The following is a 16,481-nucleotide window of genomic DNA, read 5'->3' as shown; positions in this document are numbered from 1 at the left end:
TAGGTTTTATTTGTTTTTGTTGTCGACCAATACTGCCAGAAGAATAACCACTGCTTTTGCAATCATCTGGTAGTAAGAAGATACGTCTAGTAGGTTTAGGGCGTTGTTTAGGAAGCCGATAATCAGAGCACCAATCAATGTGCCCATGATACGGCCACGACCGCCAGCTAAGCTTGTCCCGCCAAGAACTACGGCTGCGATAGCGTCTAGCTCATAACCCATACCTGCGGTTGGTTGAGCAGATGACAAACGCGATGCCACGATGATGCCTGCCACTGCAGCTAGCAGACCACAGATTGCGTAAACACCGATTTTTACTTTGTCTACGTCGATGCCTGATAGGCGAGTTGCTGATTCGTTGCCACCCAGTGCGTAAACGTAGCGACCAAAGCGTGTGTGGTTAAGTAGGTACCATACTGCTGCGAATACCACGACCATGATCCATACTGGAACCGGTACACCCATTGCGTAGCCAGTACCGAACCAAGCGAATGCGTCTGCTGTGTCTGTGAAGCCTGTTGAAATAGGACGACCATCTGTGTAAACCATGGTTACGCCGCGAAGTAGTGTCATGGTGACAAGCGTTGCGATGAAGGCTTGAACCTTACCCTTAGCGATAATCACACCACTAATCGCACCTAATGCTGCACCTGCTACAAGAGCGGTTGGTACTGCGATCATCACAGGGATTTCCATGCCAATCATGCTGGCAGCGAATGCACCACAAAGTGCCAGTACAGAGCCAACACTCAAGTCGATACCCGCGGTTAAGATAACCAGCGTCATACCTACAGCGATAATTGCGTTAACCGAGGTTTGGCGCAGAATGTTTAGGATGTTGTCGACAGTAAAGAAGTTCGGGTTTAAGAAAGAAACGACAACAATCAGGAAGATCAAAGCAATCAATGACTTTTGATCAATCAGCCACTCTTTGCTGATTAACGGTTTTTTCTTTGGAGCTTCAGTTGTTTTGCTCATGGTTTTAGTACTCATGCTGCGTCCTCGTTGATCTTTTTACCGACCGCACACGCCAGTAATAATTCTTGGTTTGCTTCTTTAGCATCAAATTCACCGCTTACACGGCCTTCATGCATCACCATGATGCGGTCACTCATTCCTAATACTTCTGGCATTTCAGATGAGACTAAGATGATGCTCATGCCGTCGGCTTTAAATTTATTAATGAGTTGGTAAATCTCTTTCTTAGCACCGACATCGACACCACGCGTTGGCTCGTCGAGAATCAGTACTTTTGGTTTGGTCATCAAGCCCTTAGCGATAGCCACTTTCTGTTGATTACCACCAGAAAGGTTGCCAATAATCTGTTCGCGAGTCGGGGTTTTGATGTTGAATAACTTGATGAAGTCATCAACCGCAATCACTTCGTCTTTATGTTGGATTTGACCGCTCTTTGTTAGTAGGTCAAGTGAACATAACGACATGTTTTCTTTAACAGAAAGCCCTAGAACTAAGCCATCGCCTTTACGGTCTTCAGAGATGTAAGCAATGCCATTGGCCAAGCCGTCTTTCGGGCTTACAGGGTTGATGGTTTTGTTTTCTAGGTTGATGACGCCGCGTTCACTTGGAAGGGCACCGTAAATCACTTTCATCAGTTCAGTTCGGCCAGCACCCATTAGGCCAGATACACCCAGGATTTCACCGCGTTTTAGCGTAAAGCTCACATCGTGAACACCAGAACCCGTCAGGCCAATCACTTCAAGACAGGTTTCACCATGGCTTTGGCCGATACGTGGATATTGCTCGTCCAACTTACGGCCAACCATCATTTCGATTAGGCCATCTTCGTCGGTGTCTTTTACTTCACACTGACCAATGAACTTACCGTCACGCAGCACGGTGATGTCATCACAAATCTCGAAGATCTCTTTCAAACGGTGAGAGATGTAAACAATGCCACAGCCTTCATCGCGCAATTCGTTAATCACCTTAAACAGAGATTCAGTTTCGGTATCGGTTAGCGCATCGGTTGGTTCATCCATGATGATGACTTTAGATTCAAACGATAGGGCTTTCGCAATCTCTACCATTTGCTGCTCACCAAGGCTCAACTGACCTAGAGGCGTTTTCGAGCTGTGTTTCACGTTAAGGCGTTTAAGTAGCTTGTCTGCTTCTTGGTACATCTCGTTCCACAAGATGCGACCCATGGTGCCCGTGATTTCACGACCTAAGAAGATGTTCTCGGCGATGGTTAACTCAGGAATTAGGTTCAGTTCTTGGTGAATGATACTAATGCCTGCTTGTTGAGAGTCACGCGGTCCTTTAAATGCAGCCGGTTTTCCTTGGTAAGCGATAGCGCCGCTGTCCAAGTGGTAGATACCCGTAAGCACTTTCATAAGCGTGGATTTACCTGCACCGTTTTCACCCATTAACGCCATTACGCGTCCTGGGTAAACGTTGAGGCTTGCCTTATCCAGTGCTTTCACACCAGGGAAGGCTTTCTCAATTGAGCTAAGTTCTAAAATGGCTTGAGTCATGTCGGTTCCTTTACTCGGGGCCAGTTGTATTTGGTTGTGTCTATCTTTTTTCAGCAATGACGCTGGACTGTCGTTGCGTTTCGCATGAGCTAAAACGTTACGCCAGCTTGGAAAATAACATTTGCGTATGGCGTGCATTCACCAGTGCGAATCACCGCGCGGCTTTCATGCGTTCGCTGTTTGAATTCTTCATGAGTGATGTAAGTAATCGAAAGCGGTTTGCCGCAACGCGCTTCTTCTGTCTTGATCAAATCAATCAGCGCAGCGTGGTGCTCTGGGCTCACTTTCGCAAACTCTTCTGCAATCACAACGCCTTCAATTTGAGACTCATCCAGCATGGTTTTTACTGTCTGCTGAAAACTTGGAACACCGTGAGTCAAAGCAAGGTCTATGCGAGTCACATGATCCGGAATCGGCAACCCTGCATCACAAATCGTGATTTCATCTGTATGGCCAAGAGTCGCCACTAGGTAAGAGAGCTCAGAGTTTATTAGGGTACTTTTTTTCATATCACGACCTATCGAAAAATAACGTTTAATGGGTTGAGAACAACTCAAGAAAAAGCCATCGAAACGTTTCGATAGTGATAATAGTGTGTGATTTATCATTTGCACGTTTGATTGTTTTAGAGTGTGATAACGATCATCGAAACGTTTCGATGGGGCGTTTTTTGGTGATCTTAGTCACCGCCATTGATGGCATAAATCCTTTTACGTGGGTTCAATCGATAGCGCATATCCGAACTTACTAATGGTAATGATCTGGACGTTGGATGCTCTTAATCGCGCGAACACATTGCGTAGGTTATAGACTACGTTTGCAAGAACATGTGGTGACGAGAGTTGTCCGTCCCAACACACATCAACAATATGCTCTCTTGAAATCGGTCTTCCCACATTTTCCAATAACAAGCAGAGCACTGCTAATAGGCGAGGGCGCAAAGTAATTTTGTTTCCTTGCTGGTTGGTAATCGTTCGAGCGTCGATATCAATGATTAAGCCGTTGAAGTCTATTGTGTGGTTCATCGTGTTTTCTGTTCGTCTTATTCTAAATTGTGGAGGTTGAGCAAATTGGCCTGCTGTTGGAGCGGGTAATTATTTAAGTGTGCTAATGGTCGAAGTGGGCGGATTAACTGACACGATCAGTGAGCCTATTACTTTTAAAGCCGAAGACAATACTTACCGATTAATTGCTGGTTACAAATTTAACCGCATTGTTTCGGTTGAAGCTCAATACACAGATTTTGGTGATATCGCCCTGAAAACGAAATCTGGTAATAAGGTTTTCACTTGGACACCTCAAATCTTTTCGGTAACGGCGAACCTCGGTTACACGTTTGATAATGGCATTCGTCCATTTGGCACTATCGGTCTGTCGACTATTGATCTAGACATGAAGCTTGCTGATGGCTCTCGCCCTTCAGGAGATGGTTTTGATGATTCGGGAGATGGCATCCGTATGGGTGTTGGTGTTGGATATACGCCACCTACAATGTCTTCGTTGAGCTTTCGCTTAGCGTACGAAGCCGATGCTTTTGATATCGAAGATTACGAAAACGGACACAAGACAGAAGATACTGTTGTTCTGGATTCTTTCTACTTAGGCGCAATGTACACATTCTAAGTTTCATACTTTGCTAAACGGTAAATCGGTTTCTAAATGGGGCGTCGGTTAGCTCAACCCGTTTAGCTAAAGTGGAAGGCCGCAGTTTTTGACTGCGGCTTTTTTATGTTTAACTCTAGGCTTCACGAATATGAGCGGTAACAGACACGATGGCATGGTCCGTACTGAATTGGTCGTGTTCAAAGCTTGGATTGGTGAGATGATGGTCTAACACTGTGTAGCTAGAGATCTCCATCAAACTAGACGAGTTCTGACAATCAAACTCGTTCGACATCAAAATGTAGTCCAGTACAGACCCAGATGCGCCGTAGTAATGGGTTGGCTTTCGCTGTTCAAGCAAGTCTTCTTCATGCAGTTGATGGTAAAGATCCCAGCTGTCTTTCAATCGAAAGTGGGATAGCCAATGCTTGCTGTTTTCGTCTCGGTTGATTGAGTAATTCAACAGCCCTTTAAACTCATCATTAAACAGTGGCTTATTAAAGTCACCCATCAACACAACAGGTTGCTCGGTTTGGTAGCGTTGGTTGGTGATGTATTGATGCAGCATCTGAGCTTCTAGACCACGTTGGACACTCGATAGCCAAGAGCCAAGTTGTTCTTGGTGGAAGCGAGTGAGCGTGTCACTTTGTGGTTTTGCACCTTGCTGAGCGTTGTTCGTATCGACAGATTCTGCTTTTGGTTCTGTCGGACGCTGTGATTTGAAGTGCACCACATAACAGTCGGTCGAACCTAAATGGGGTAACGTAATCGTCGCGTGAACAGGCGTTCTGTTGAATGAAAAATTGTCACTAAGATTGAAGGCTGAAAGTAACGATGAATCTGGCGTAACAGGCTGCACGTTTTCAATCGGGTAACGGGAAGCGATCCCAACGACTGGTGAGGTGTATAGGTAATCATCTTCAACGTTGGCGCTATCGACCACTGCAAAGTATGGATAACCTAGCTCGTTCATCAATAGCTGTAAAGATTGCGGGCTAAATATCTCTTGGAAGCCAATCACATCGCAATCTAATGAGCGAATCGCTTCAGCCATCCAATGTTGCTTCTTCTGCCATTCTTCGAAGCTGTAGATGTTCTCAAAATCATAATAAGCATTCGGTGGCTCGAGATAGTTCAGAAGGTTGAACGTTGCGAATGTTATTTGGTTTGGTTTGTTCAAAGTGTCATTCCATTTAGACCTAGGCTGCAAGGATACTCCAGTAAAAGTATAGTTTGTTGATTATTTAGAGCCTAAATTTCACTTTAGAAGCCAACCAAAGGAATCTTAGCCGTTGAGGCTTGTGTCATTCAGGCTAAGCAATCAAAGCTCACTGCATCCAATAACTTCGAGCGGTGACGAGTAATTTGTAAATAAACCGTCAGAGATAGAGTGCTGATGGTTTTATTAGTTATTACATGATGTTAGATTTGAACCTATACTTGATTTAACGGCATGCATTCAAAGCCGATAAATCAACTTGAATATAGAATTCATGACATTTGAAGGGAGAGTCAAATGGGAACAGTTTTTCGACGCAAAGCCTCGCAACGCACTCAGTTTTTCAGGTTTAATTTGAAGTCATGTGCAATCATGTTGCCGCTTATTGCTTTACAACCCTCCGTTACTTACGCTTCTGAAACCCAATCAACTCCTGCTGTCACCGTTATTGAAACCACACAACTGGTTGGTTTTGGTGAAGCAAAATATCCAGCCGATTTCACTCACTTCGATTACGTTAATCCTGATGCGCCAAAGCAGGGCAAAGTGACCTATGGCAGCATAGGTACGTACGATAGCTTTAATCGATTCGGTTCCCGCGGCGTTGCTGCAAGTTATACCGGAGAGATTTACGATACCTTGATGTTTTCTCCGAGTGACGAGATTGATGCGTACTATCCATTGATCGCTTCAAAGGTTCGCTACTCCAGTGATTTCACTTGGATGGAAATCGACATCAACCCAAATGCTAAATTCCAAGATGGCGAGCCTATCACTGCGCATGATGTTGCCTTTACTTTTGACAAGTTCTCAACCGAGGGCGTGCCTCAGTATCGTGTGTATTACAAAGAGATTAAGTCAGTAAAAGCGGTCTCTGATTTGGTTGTTCGTATTGAAATGAACAGTCCAAACCGCGAAAAACTGTTCAGCTTTGCGCAAAGCACTCGTGTATTGCCGAAACATTTCTGGAAAGACAGAAAGCTGTCTGAGCCTCTAAGTGAGCCACCAGTCGGTAGTGGTCCTTATAAGATCATCAGCTACAAATCAGGCCAAAGTGTTACCTATGGTCTAGATGAAAACTACTGGGCAGCAGACCTACCAGTTAACGTTGGCCGCAATAACTTCAAGCAGGTGCAATACGATTACTACCGTGACGACACGGTAATGTTGGAAGCGTTCAAAGCAGGGGAGTTCGATCTTCGAACCGAGAATTCGGCTAAGTTCTGGGCTAACTCTTATACGGGCGCGAACTTCGATAAAGGCTACATCATTAAAGAAGAGATCAACCACGAGAAGCCTGAAACGACTCAAGGTTTCGTCTTCAACATTCAATCACCTGTGTTCTCGGATCCTAAAGTGCGTGAAGCGTTAACCTATGCGATGGACTTTGAGTGGATGAACAAGAACATGTTCTATGGTCAGTACAAGCGTACTCGTAGCTACTTCCAAAATACCGACTACGAAGCGAAAGGCTTACCAAGCGAAGCGGAAGTCGAGTTGTTGTCTCAATACAAAGATCAGATTCCACCGCGAGTTTTCACCGAAGAATTCCAACCACCCGTCACCGATGGTAGCGGTCGTATTCGTAGCCAAATGCGTACCGCTTTCAAATTGTTGAAAGAAGCGGGTTGGGTGCTGAAAGACAAAGTCATGACCAACGAAAAGACTGGCAAGCCGATGTCATTTGAGTTGTTGATTTACAGCCCAACCACGGAACGTATCGCAACGCCGGTTCAAAAGAACCTTAAGCGCATGGGTATTGAGATGAAGATCCGTACCATCGATACCACTCAATACATCAAGCGCTTGCGTGATCGTGATTTCGACATGGTTTCGTCGTCATTTTCCGCAAACCCTTATCCTAGCCCGAACTTAATGATCGTTTGGAACTCTAACTACATTGATTCTACTTACAATACTGCAGGTGTTATCGATCCAGTGGTTGACGCGTTAACAGAAGAAATTGCGCGTAACCAACAGCACCCTGAAAAGCTTCTTACACTAGGTCGTTCACTAGACCGAGTATTGCAGTGGAATTTCTACAACATCCCGCAATGGCACGTTGGCGAGTATCGCGTAGCAATGTGGGACAAGTTTGAGCGTCCAGATGTATTGCCTAAATACGATTTAGGTATCGATACATGGTGGATTTCAGAAGAGAAGGCGGCTTTGCTTCCTGAAAAACGTCGCTAGGAGTTAGTTAGCATGGCCGCGTATATATTTCGACGTTTATTGTTGGTGATCCCCACGCTGTGGGCGATCATCACCATCAACTTTTTCATCATCCAGATAGCGCCTGGAGGCCCGGTAGAGCAAGCTGTTGCTCAATTAGAAGGGCATAACTCTGGCATTATGGAGCGTTTTTCTGGTGGTGGACAAGAAGTTGATTTAAGTGAAAGTGATCAAGCGTCTGCCAGTGGCTATAAAGGCTCACGCGGGCTTGATCCTGAAGTGGTTGAAGAGATCAAAAAGCAGTTTGGGTTTGATAAACCGATTCACGTTCGCTACTTCGATATGTTGAAAAACTACGCGACCTTTAACTTTGGTGAAAGCCTGTTTAAGGGTGGTAACGTGATTGATTTAATCATCGAGCGTTTACCTGTCTCCATTTCCTTAGGGTTGTGGAGTACGTTAATCATCTATGTGATTTCGATACCCTTAGGCATTATGAAGGCGATACATCACGGCTCTCGCTTTGATATTTGGTCGAGCGCGGTGGTGATTGTCGGCTACGCGGTGCCGGGCTTCTTGTTTGCGATTATTCTGATTATCTTGTTTGCAAGCGGTAACTACTTCAGTTGGTTCCCATTGCGAGGGCTTGTGTCGAGTAACTTCGACCAGCTCAACTGGTATCAGCAAATTGGCGACTACTTCTGGCACTTGGCGTTGCCCATTTTCGCCATGGTTATCGGTGGATTCGCCACGCTCAGCATGCTGACCAAAAACTCCTTCCTTGATGAAATCAATAAGCAATATGTAGTGACTGCGAGAGCGAAAGGCTTGGACGAGAGCAGTATTCTTTATAAGCACGTTTTCCGTAACGCCATGCTGATCATTATTGCGGGTTTCCCAAGCGCATTTATTAGTATTTTCTTCACGGGTTCTATGTTGATTGAAGTGATGTTTTCACTCGAAGGAATTGGTCTGCTTGGCTTTGAATCAACCATTCAACGTGACTATCCCGTGGTGTTCAGCTCTCTCTATATCATGACCTTGCTTGGCTTGGTGCTGAGCATTATCTCCGACCTGACGTATACCTGGGTTGATCCTCGAATTGATTTTGAAGCGCGTTAATGGCGAACGAATAACAAGGTATTGATAATAAATGTTTAACAACCCTTTAGCTGAAGCTCGTTGGTTACGTTTTAAAGCAAATAAGCGTGGTTTTATCTCCCTTTGGATATTTACCATCTTGTTTGGCTTGAGCCTGTTCGCTGAGATCATTGCCAATGATAAACCACTCTTGGTTTCTTATGATAATCAGTGGTTTGTGCCGGTTATCAATGAATATGCCGAGACGGAGTTTGGTGGTGAGTTTGAAACCGAGGCCGACTACAAAGACCCGTATGTTATCGAGCTCATTGAAGACAACGGTTACATCGTGTGGCCAATCATTCCGTTTAGCTACGACACAATAAACTTCGATATTTCAGGTGCGGTGCCATCGGAGCCCGATTCGGTGAACTGGTTAGGGACTGATGATAAGGGGCGAGATGTATTAGCTCGTATCATTTATGGCTTCCGTATTTCCGTTCTATTTGGTTTTATTCTGACCATTGTATCGAGCGTGATTGGTGTCGTGGTTGGCGCAACACAAGGCTACTACGGTGGCTGGGTTGATCTATTCGGACAACGCTTCATTGAAGTCTGGTCTGGTATGCCGACCCTGTTCTTGCTGATTATTTTGTCGAGTTTTATTGAGCCGAATTTCTGGTGGTTGCTCGGGATTATGGTGCTGTTTAGTTGGATGAGTTTAGTCGGCATCGTGCGAGCGGAATTTTTACGCTGCCGAAACTTCGATTATGTGCGAGCCGCGCAAGCCATGGGTGTTGATGACAAACGTATTATGCTTCGTCACATGTTACCTAACGCGATGGTTGCATCGTTAACCATGATGCCGTTTATTCTTTCAGGCTCGGTGACCACACTGACTTCGTTAGACTTCTTGGGCTTTGGTCTTCCTGCGGGTTCGCCTTCGTTAGGCGAGTTGTTGGCGCAAGGTAAAGCTAACTTACAAGCGCCTTGGCTTGGCATTTCTGCCTTCGTCGTGCTTTCACTGATGCTTACGTTACTGGTCTTCGTTGGTGAAGCGGTGCGTGATGCTTTCGACCCGCATCAACAGAAGTAAGGATAGGTTATGACTTCAAATACAACTCCTGCTTCTCCGGTTTTGACCATAGATAAACTGTCTGTCGGTTTCGGGCGAAAAAACTCGATAGAGCAAGTGACACAAGATGTCTCTTTAGAAATATACAAAGGTGAGACATTAGCGCTGGTGGGTGAGAGTGGTTCCGGAAAATCGGTCACGGCTAACTCGATTTTAAAGCTGTTACCAAAAGGCTCGTCTCATTACTTAAACGGTAAGATCAATTTCTCTGGCACCGATATTCTGAGTTGTTCTGAAAGACAGCTACGTGGGATTCGTGGTGGTCGTATTGGAATGATCTTCCAAGAGCCTATGGTTTCCCTAAATCCGCTTCATCGAATTGGAAAACAGCTTGTTGAAACCTTAGCAATTCATCGTGGTATGCGAACCAACAAAGCACAAGCCTTGGCGATAGAGTGGCTTTCAAAGGTTGGCATTCGCTATCCTGAGCAAAAGATTTCAGCCTATCCGCACGAGCTATCTGGTGGAGAACGCCAGCGCGTGATGATCGCGATGGCACTGATCAATGAACCAGAGCTGCTTATTGCTGATGAGCCGACAACGGCTTTGGATGTATCGGTGCAAGCGCAGATCCTCGACCTTCTAAAAGACCTGCAGCAAGAGCTGGGTATGGCAATGCTTTTCATTACTCATGACTTGAGTATCGTTCGTAAGATTGCCGACAGAGTAGCAGTAATGAAAGATGGTCGCTTGGTCGAAAGTAACGACTGTCATACCCTGTTTAACGCGCCTGCTCACCCTTACACTCAAAAACTTATTAACTCTGATCCGAAAGGTTTGCCCGTTCCTGTGTCACCCGAAAGCAAACCGCTACTCGATGTAAATCAACTTCGTGTTTGGTTCCCGATCACGGGCGGTTTATTCAAGCGCACCATTTCTCATGTTAAAGCTGTGACCGACATGGAGTTCACTTTGAAGAAAGGGCACTCAATCGGTTTGGTTGGCGAAAGTGGTTCTGGTAAATCGACGACCGGTATGGCGATACTTAAGCTGGTGGATAGTGAAGGGTCAATTACCTACTCGAGTGAACAGCTTCAAGGTTTAGATCGAAAACAGATGCTTTCGTTTAGAAGCCGTATGCAAGTAGTCTTTCAAGACCCGTTTTCTGCGCTAAACCCGAGAATGTCGGTCGCTCAGGTGATTGGCGAAGGTTTGTTAGTGCATCAACAATTGGATGAGCACGAACTCGACCAACGCATCTGTGACGTAATGAAAGAGGTTGACCTCGATCCTGAAACGCGTCACCGTTACCCAAATGAGTTTTCTGGCGGTCAAAGGCAGCGTATTGCGATTGCTCGTGCTTTGATTTTAAAGCCAGAGTTTATCCTGCTCGATGAACCAACATCGTCATTGGACAGAACCGTTCAAGCTCAAGTATTGGATTTGCTGAAGTCACTTCAAGAAAAGTATGGCCTGACCTATTTGTTTATCAGTCATGATCTGAATGTCGTGAAATCCTTGTGTCATTACACCATCGTCATGAAAGCTGGCGAGGTAATAGAGAAGGGCGACACTGAGACTTTGTTTGGTAATCCGCAGCATGAATATACTAAGCAGTTGGTGAGTCTTTCGAATGTTGGTGGTGTTTTATAACGCAGAGGGTTTGTTTAAAACAAATGGGCTCTGGTTGAATTCAACATGGTCATTTCGTTGTTTTAAGATTACACTGCGCCCAATATTTCAGAAGTACATATTTAGGTAGAGGTCACCATGGACCAAGAACATTACGAAGACGCTGATTACGAAGGCCAAGAGCTGGGCGAAGAAGGCGAAGAGATTGAAATTGAAGCAATTGGTATTGATGTTTCATCACAGCCAATCGAGCTCTACAAAGTGTTTAAAATTGCTAACCTAGTGAGTGGTGGCGGTGAAGCTAAGCACATCATCTCTGAAGGCTACGTAGCGGTAAATGGTGAGCTAGAAACCCGTAAGCGTCGTAAAATGTACGATGGCGACTTCTTTGAATTCAACCAAGAATACTATGTAGTGGTGTGTGATCAGCCAGTACAAGAAGAATCAGAAAAGCCGAAAATGAAAGAAACGCCTAAAAAAGAGAACAAGGCGAAGAAAGGTCAGTCTAAAAAGGATTCTAAGAAGAAGGAATCTAAGAAAAGCAAAGCAGAAATGCTAAGCGCAAAGGCTGAACCAAAGAAAGAGAAAAAAGAGAAGAAACCGAAAAAGAAAGCGGATACGCCAAAGCCAACACGTGATGACAAAAGCGGCCGTAATTCGATTGAGTTCTTTTAAACTACAGTTCTAAACGACTGCTCTAAACTGCTTTTCTAAAACGAATCTTTTAAAACTATTCGTTTGAACATCAAGCAACGTTAGACCTAGGTTTTACGTTACGCAGATATCAAAAGGCTCACTAGTTAGTGAGCCTTTTTTGTATTTGTTTGCTAGCACAGCTAACGGCCAATAACGCTTATTCTCAGTGTCTTGTGTGAGAAGAAGTTAGCTCTGATGCACGTAACTGAGCAACGGCTTTCGCTAGTTCTAGCTGAGCTTGTGCAAAGTTAATGTCTATGTTGCCCTTGTTGATGTTCTCTAGAGCGGCATATTTCGCTTCTTCTGCGCGAGCGCGGTCAATGTCTTTACCATGCAAGGCCGTGTCGGCTAATAACGTAACCACATCCGGCTGAACTTCCAGCATCCCACCAGAGACATACAGCACTTGGCCTTCTGATTTAGGGTCTGTAACAAACACGGTTACGCCCGGTTTGATCTTACTGAGAAGCGGGGAGTGACCGGGGCGGATCCCCAGTTCACCGTCAGCGCCAGAAACGGCTAGGGCATACGCTGGACCTGAAAACAGCGTACCTTCCGCACTTACAATATTAAGTTGAAATGTATTATCTGTAATTCCGATAGCCATGGTGCACCTGCCTCTTAGAGTGATTTTGCTTTGTTAAGCACTTCGTCGATAGAGCCACAGTACAAGAACGCTTGCTCTGGGATATCGTCATATTCACCGCTCAATAGACCTTTAAAGCCTCTTAGTGTTTCGCTTAGCGGTACAAAGACACCTTTCTGACCGGTAAACACTTCGGCTACGTGGTAAGGCTGCGTTAAGAAACGTTCAATCTTACGAGCGCGAGATACGGTCTGTTTGTCTTCAGTAGACAGCTCATCCATACCAAGAATCGCGATGATGTCTTTTAGCTCTTTGTAGCGTTGCAGCGTTGTTTGTACTTTTTGTGCAATGTCGTAGTGCTCTTGGCCTACGATCAGCGGATCTAACTGACGTGACGTTGAATCTAACGGGTCAATCGCAGGGTATAGACCCAGTGCCGCGATGTTACGAGACAGTACAACGGTCGCATCTAAGTGAGCAAAGGTTGTTGCTGGCGATGGGTCAGTCAAGTCATCCGCAGGTACGTATACTGCTTGGATAGAGGTGATAGAGCCTTGTTTTGTTGACGTGATACGCTCTTGAAGTACGCCCATCTCTTCAGCCAGTGTTGGTTGGTAACCTACTGCTGAAGGCATACGACCTAGCAGAGCTGATACTTCTGTTCCCGCAAGCGTGTAACGGTAAATGTTATCAATGAACAACAGTACGTCACGACCTTCATCACGGAAGCGCTCAGCCATAGTTAGGCCTGTAAGTGCTACACGTAGACGGTTTCCCGGTGGCTCGTTCATTTGACCGTAAACCATGGCTACTTTGTCTAGTACACCCGCTTCTTTCATCTCGTAGTAGAAGTCGTTACCTTCACGAGTACGCTCACCTACACCGGTAAATACAGAAAGACCTGAGTGGGCTTTGGCGATGTTGTTGATAAGCTCCATCATGTTGACGGTTTTACCTACACCAGCACCACCGAACAGACCAATTTTACCACCCTTAGCGAATGGACAGATAAGGTCGATAACCTTAACGCCTGTTTCTAGAAGCTCAGTGCTGTTTGCTTGTTCTTCATAAGAAGGGGCTTCACGGTGAATCTCGTAGTTTTCTTTCTGACCGATTTCACCACACTCATCGATAGGTTGACCAAGCACGTTCATGATACGGCCTAGCGTTTCTTCGCCGACAGGAACCGTGATTGGAGAGCCTGTGTTTTCAACCGTTAGGCCACGACGTAAGCCATCTGACGTACCCATTGCAATACAACGAACGATATTGCTACCCAGTTGTTGTTGTACTTCCAATACTAACGAGCTTGCTTCGTCGCTAGTCACTTTCAATGCATCATAAACGCGTGGGCTGTTGCCGCCGCTGAACTCGACGTCAACCACCGCGCCGATTACTTTAACTATTTTTCCAACACTCATTCTTAAATCCTCAAATTCTGTTCTTGACCCAGTCTTTTCTAGCCCTAGACAGCTTGGGCACCTGAGACTATTTCACTCAGCTCTTGGGTAATGGCAGCCTGACGCGCCTTGTTGTAGACCAACTGCAAGTCATCAATGAGTTGGCCTGCGTTATCAGTCGCCGCTTTCATAGCGACCATTCGGGCTGCTTGCTCACAGGCAATGCTCTCAACAATGCCTTGATACACTTGCGATTCGATGTATCGATGTAACAGTTCTGAGAGTATGTCTTTGGGTGCTTGCTCATAGATGTAGTCCCAACGACGCGCTTTTTTAGGCTCACCACCTTCCTCAGAATCCGAAGGGTGGGGGAGCAACTGCAAGGTCGTTGGCGCTTGAACCATGGTGTTGACGAACTGGTTGTAAACGAGATACAAGCTATCGATTTTACCTTCGTCGTAATGCCCGAGCATCGCATTCACCGTACCTAAGATGTCTTCTAACTTAGGTGTATCGCCAAGACCTGACGTTTGTGCAATAACGTTGCCGCCGCGTTGGAAGAACGAGATAGCCTTAGATCCCACTAAGGTTGTTTCTACCTCGACTCCCTTGGTGCGCCATTGCTCCATTTCTTCTAACACTTTCTTGAACAAGTTTGAGTTCAAGCCACCACACAAGCCGCGATCGGACGAGATAATGATGTAAGCGACACGCTTAGGTTCACGCTGTTGCAGGTAAGGGTGCTGGTACTCCAGGGAACCCGATGCAACATGAGAGATAACTTTTCGCATGTTCTCGGCGTAGGGGCGAGTTAGCGTCATGTTGTCTTGAACCTTGCGCATCTTACTTGCTGCAACCATTTCCATTGCGCTAGTGATTTTCTGAGTGTTACTAACACTGGCTATCTTGGTGCGAATTTCTTTAGTACTTGCCATAATCTGCTCCTATTTGTTTTGATTTCCAGCTAACAAACCGGAGCACTTACCAAGCTTTCATCCCAACAAAACCTTCTAGGATCTCTTTAAGAGCACCGTCGATTTCGTCATTGTAATCGCCTGTCGCGTTGATTTTTTCGAACAACGCAGGGTTCTGACCTTTGGCATAAGCAATCAGCTCTTCTTCAAAACGGGCAATGTTGTTTAGCTCAACACCGACCAAGTAGCCTTTCTCTGCTGCGTAGATAACCGTTGCTTGCTCAGCGACTGACATTGGAGAGTATTGTTTTTGCTTCATTAATTCGGTAACACGCTCACCATGGTCTAGCTGTTTGCGCGTCATCTCATCTAAGTCAGAAGAGAACTGAGCAAAGGCCGCCAGCTCGCGATATTGAGCTAATGAAGTACGGATACCACCAGACAGTTTCTTGATGATCTTGCATTGCGCCGCACCACCCACACGAGATACCGAGATACCTGGGTCTACTGCAGGACGTAAGCCTGAGTTAAACAATTGGGTTTGAAGGAAAACCTGACCATCGGTGATTGAGATTACGTTGGTTGGTACAAACGCTGATACGTCACCCGCCTGAGTTTCAATAATAGGAAGCGCCGTTAATGAGCCTGTTTGGCCTTTCACTTCACCGTTAGTGAACTTCTCTACATACTCTGCATTCACTCGTGCTGCACGTTCTAGTAGGCGTGAGTGAAGGTAGAATACGTCGCCAGGGAAGGCTTCACGACCCGGTGGGCGTTTCAATAGCAATGAGATTTGACGGTAAGCAACGGCTTGTTTTGATAGGTCATCATAGATGATCAGCGCATCTTCACCGCGGTCACGGAAGTATTCACCCATGGTGCAACCCGCATAAGGGGCTAGGTATTGAAGCGCTGCAGACTCTGATGCTGATGCCACGACTACGATGGTGTTTTTTAGCGCATCGTGGTCTTCGAGTTTACGAACCACATTAGCGATAGTGGAGGCTTTTTGGCCAATCGCTACATACACACATTTGATGCCAGAATCTTTCTGATTGATGATCGCATCGATAGCTAACGCTGTTTTACCCGTCTGACGGTCACCGATGATAAGTTCACGTTGACCACGACCGATTGGCACCATGGTATCAACCGCTTTATAACCAGTTTGAATAGGTTGATCAACAGACTTACGTTCGATTACACCCGGTGCAATCACTTCTACAGGGTCGAGTCGGTCACAACTCACTGGGCCTTTGCCATCGATTGGCTCGCCTAATGTGTTGACTACACGACCAAGAAGTCCGTTACCTACAGGTACTTCTAAGATACGACCTGTACCTTTCACTTTCATACCTTCAGAGAGGTCAGTGTAGGGGCCCATAACCACCGCACCTACTGAGTGGGTATCGAGGTTAAGTGCGAGTGCGTATTTGCCACCTGGTAGCTCAATCATCTCGCCTTGCATAACATCAGCAAGGCCATTGATTGTGATGATGCCATCACGAACCGATACGATAGTGCCTTCATTGCGAGCCTCGGTGCTCACATTAAATTTCGAGATGCGTTCTTTGATTAGATCGCTGATTTCATTTGAATTTAATTGCATA

General features: G+C 45.7%; 15 protein-coding genes. 6 read left to right on the top strand and 9 right to left on the bottom strand.

Annotation, left to right across the window (positions count from 1 at the left end):
• Nucleotides 1-6: 6 nt before the first annotated feature.
• The 4 genes from rbsC to AB4263_RS01495 form a co-directional block, all read right to left on the bottom strand.
• Entirely contained in the window at nucleotides 7-993 is a 987-nt protein-coding gene (rbsC, locus tag AB4263_RS01510; RefSeq protein ID WP_229648140.1) for a ribose ABC transporter permease, read from the bottom strand.
• Entirely contained in the window at nucleotides 990-2,495 is a 1,506-nt protein-coding gene (gene rbsA / locus AB4263_RS01505) for a ribose ABC transporter ATP-binding protein RbsA (protein ID WP_372097279.1), read from the bottom strand. The genes rbsC and rbsA overlap by 4 nt, the downstream gene beginning before the upstream one ends.
• An 89-nt stretch (nucleotides 2,496-2,584) precedes the next feature.
• Nucleotides 2,585-3,004, bottom strand: coding sequence for a D-ribose pyranase (gene rbsD, locus AB4263_RS01500; protein ID WP_029224920.1), 420 nt, complete (start codon nucleotides 3,002-3,004; stop codon nucleotides 2,585-2,587).
• 201 nt (nucleotides 3,005-3,205) lie between these two features.
• On the bottom strand, nucleotides 3,206-3,520 hold the full coding sequence (locus AB4263_RS01495) for a winged helix-turn-helix domain-containing protein (RefSeq protein ID WP_017060852.1): 315 nt from the start codon (nucleotides 3,518-3,520) through the stop codon (nucleotides 3,206-3,208).
• A gap of 85 nt (nucleotides 3,521-3,605) precedes the next feature.
• Here AB4263_RS01495 and AB4263_RS01490 point away from each other — a divergent pair, with 85 nt between their 5' ends.
• Entirely contained in the window at nucleotides 3,606-4,118 is a 513-nt protein-coding gene (locus AB4263_RS01490) for an outer membrane beta-barrel protein (protein WP_240698121.1), read from the top strand.
• Nucleotides 4,119-4,233: 115 nt separating this feature from the next.
• Here AB4263_RS01490 and AB4263_RS01485 read toward each other — a convergent pair whose 3' ends face one another.
• The gene (locus AB4263_RS01485) at nucleotides 4,234-5,277 is read right to left on the bottom strand and encodes an endonuclease/exonuclease/phosphatase family protein (protein ID WP_372097277.1); all 1,044 of its coding nucleotides are present in this window, start codon (nucleotides 5,275-5,277) and stop codon (nucleotides 4,234-4,236) included.
• Nucleotides 5,278-5,613: 336 nt separating this feature from the next.
• On the opposite strand from AB4263_RS01485, the gene AB4263_RS01480 reads away from it, so the two are divergent.
• From AB4263_RS01480 to AB4263_RS01460, 5 genes are all read left to right on the top strand, one after another.
• Nucleotides 5,614-7,509 (top strand): extracellular solute-binding protein, encoded by a 1,896-nt coding sequence (locus tag AB4263_RS01480; RefSeq protein ID WP_017068488.1) that lies wholly within the window; start codon nucleotides 5,614-5,616, stop codon nucleotides 7,507-7,509.
• Nucleotides 7,510-7,521: 12 nt separating this feature from the next.
• Complete coding sequence (locus tag AB4263_RS01475; protein WP_004730359.1) at nucleotides 7,522-8,610, top strand: microcin C ABC transporter permease YejB; 1,089 nt, start codon at nucleotides 7,522-7,524, stop codon at nucleotides 8,608-8,610.
• Nucleotides 8,611-8,641: 31 nt separating this feature from the next.
• Nucleotides 8,642-9,664: an ABC transporter permease gene (locus tag AB4263_RS01470; RefSeq protein ID WP_017060847.1), complete on the top strand. Its 1,023-nt coding sequence runs from the start codon at nucleotides 8,642-8,644 to the stop codon at nucleotides 9,662-9,664.
• 9 nt (nucleotides 9,665-9,673) lie between these two features.
• Nucleotides 9,674-11,296 (top strand): microcin C ABC transporter ATP-binding protein YejF, encoded by a 1,623-nt coding sequence (gene yejF, locus AB4263_RS01465; protein ID WP_372097275.1) that lies wholly within the window; start codon nucleotides 9,674-9,676, stop codon nucleotides 11,294-11,296.
• A 117-nt stretch (nucleotides 11,297-11,413) separates the two neighbouring features.
• On the top strand, nucleotides 11,414-11,950 hold the full coding sequence (locus AB4263_RS01460) for an RNA-binding S4 domain-containing protein (protein ID WP_372097273.1): 537 nt from the start codon (nucleotides 11,414-11,416) through the stop codon (nucleotides 11,948-11,950).
• 184 nt (nucleotides 11,951-12,134) lie between these two features.
• On the opposite strand, the gene AB4263_RS01455 is transcribed toward AB4263_RS01460, so the two are convergent.
• The 4 genes from AB4263_RS01455 to atpA are packed head-to-tail and all read right to left on the bottom strand — an operon-like array spanning nucleotide 12,135 to nucleotide 16,480.
• Nucleotides 12,135-12,578 (bottom strand): F0F1 ATP synthase subunit epsilon, encoded by a 444-nt coding sequence (locus AB4263_RS01455; protein WP_017060844.1) that lies wholly within the window; start codon nucleotides 12,576-12,578, stop codon nucleotides 12,135-12,137.
• A gap of 14 nt (nucleotides 12,579-12,592) precedes the next feature.
• Nucleotides 12,593-13,978 (bottom strand): F0F1 ATP synthase subunit beta, encoded by a 1,386-nt coding sequence (gene atpD, locus AB4263_RS01450; RefSeq protein WP_017060843.1) that lies wholly within the window; start codon nucleotides 13,976-13,978, stop codon nucleotides 12,593-12,595.
• A gap of 44 nt (nucleotides 13,979-14,022) precedes the next feature.
• Nucleotides 14,023-14,892, bottom strand: coding sequence for a F0F1 ATP synthase subunit gamma (gene atpG / locus AB4263_RS01445; RefSeq protein WP_017064727.1), 870 nt, complete (start codon nucleotides 14,890-14,892; stop codon nucleotides 14,023-14,025).
• Between the two features lie 46 nt (nucleotides 14,893-14,938).
• Nucleotides 14,939-16,480, bottom strand: a complete 1,542-nt coding sequence (gene atpA / locus AB4263_RS01440; RefSeq protein ID WP_017060841.1) for a F0F1 ATP synthase subunit alpha — start codon at nucleotides 16,478-16,480, stop codon at nucleotides 14,939-14,941.
• Between the last annotated feature and the right edge of the window lies 1 nt (nucleotide 16,481).

This window comes from Vibrio sp. 10N.261.55.C5, assembly GCF_041470505.1.
GTDB classification, from domain to species: Bacteria; Pseudomonadota; Gammaproteobacteria; order Enterobacterales; family Vibrionaceae; genus Vibrio; species Vibrio crassostreae_C.
Note: the sequence above shows the minus strand (reverse complement) of the source record. Positions and strands in the feature narration are given on the sequence as shown.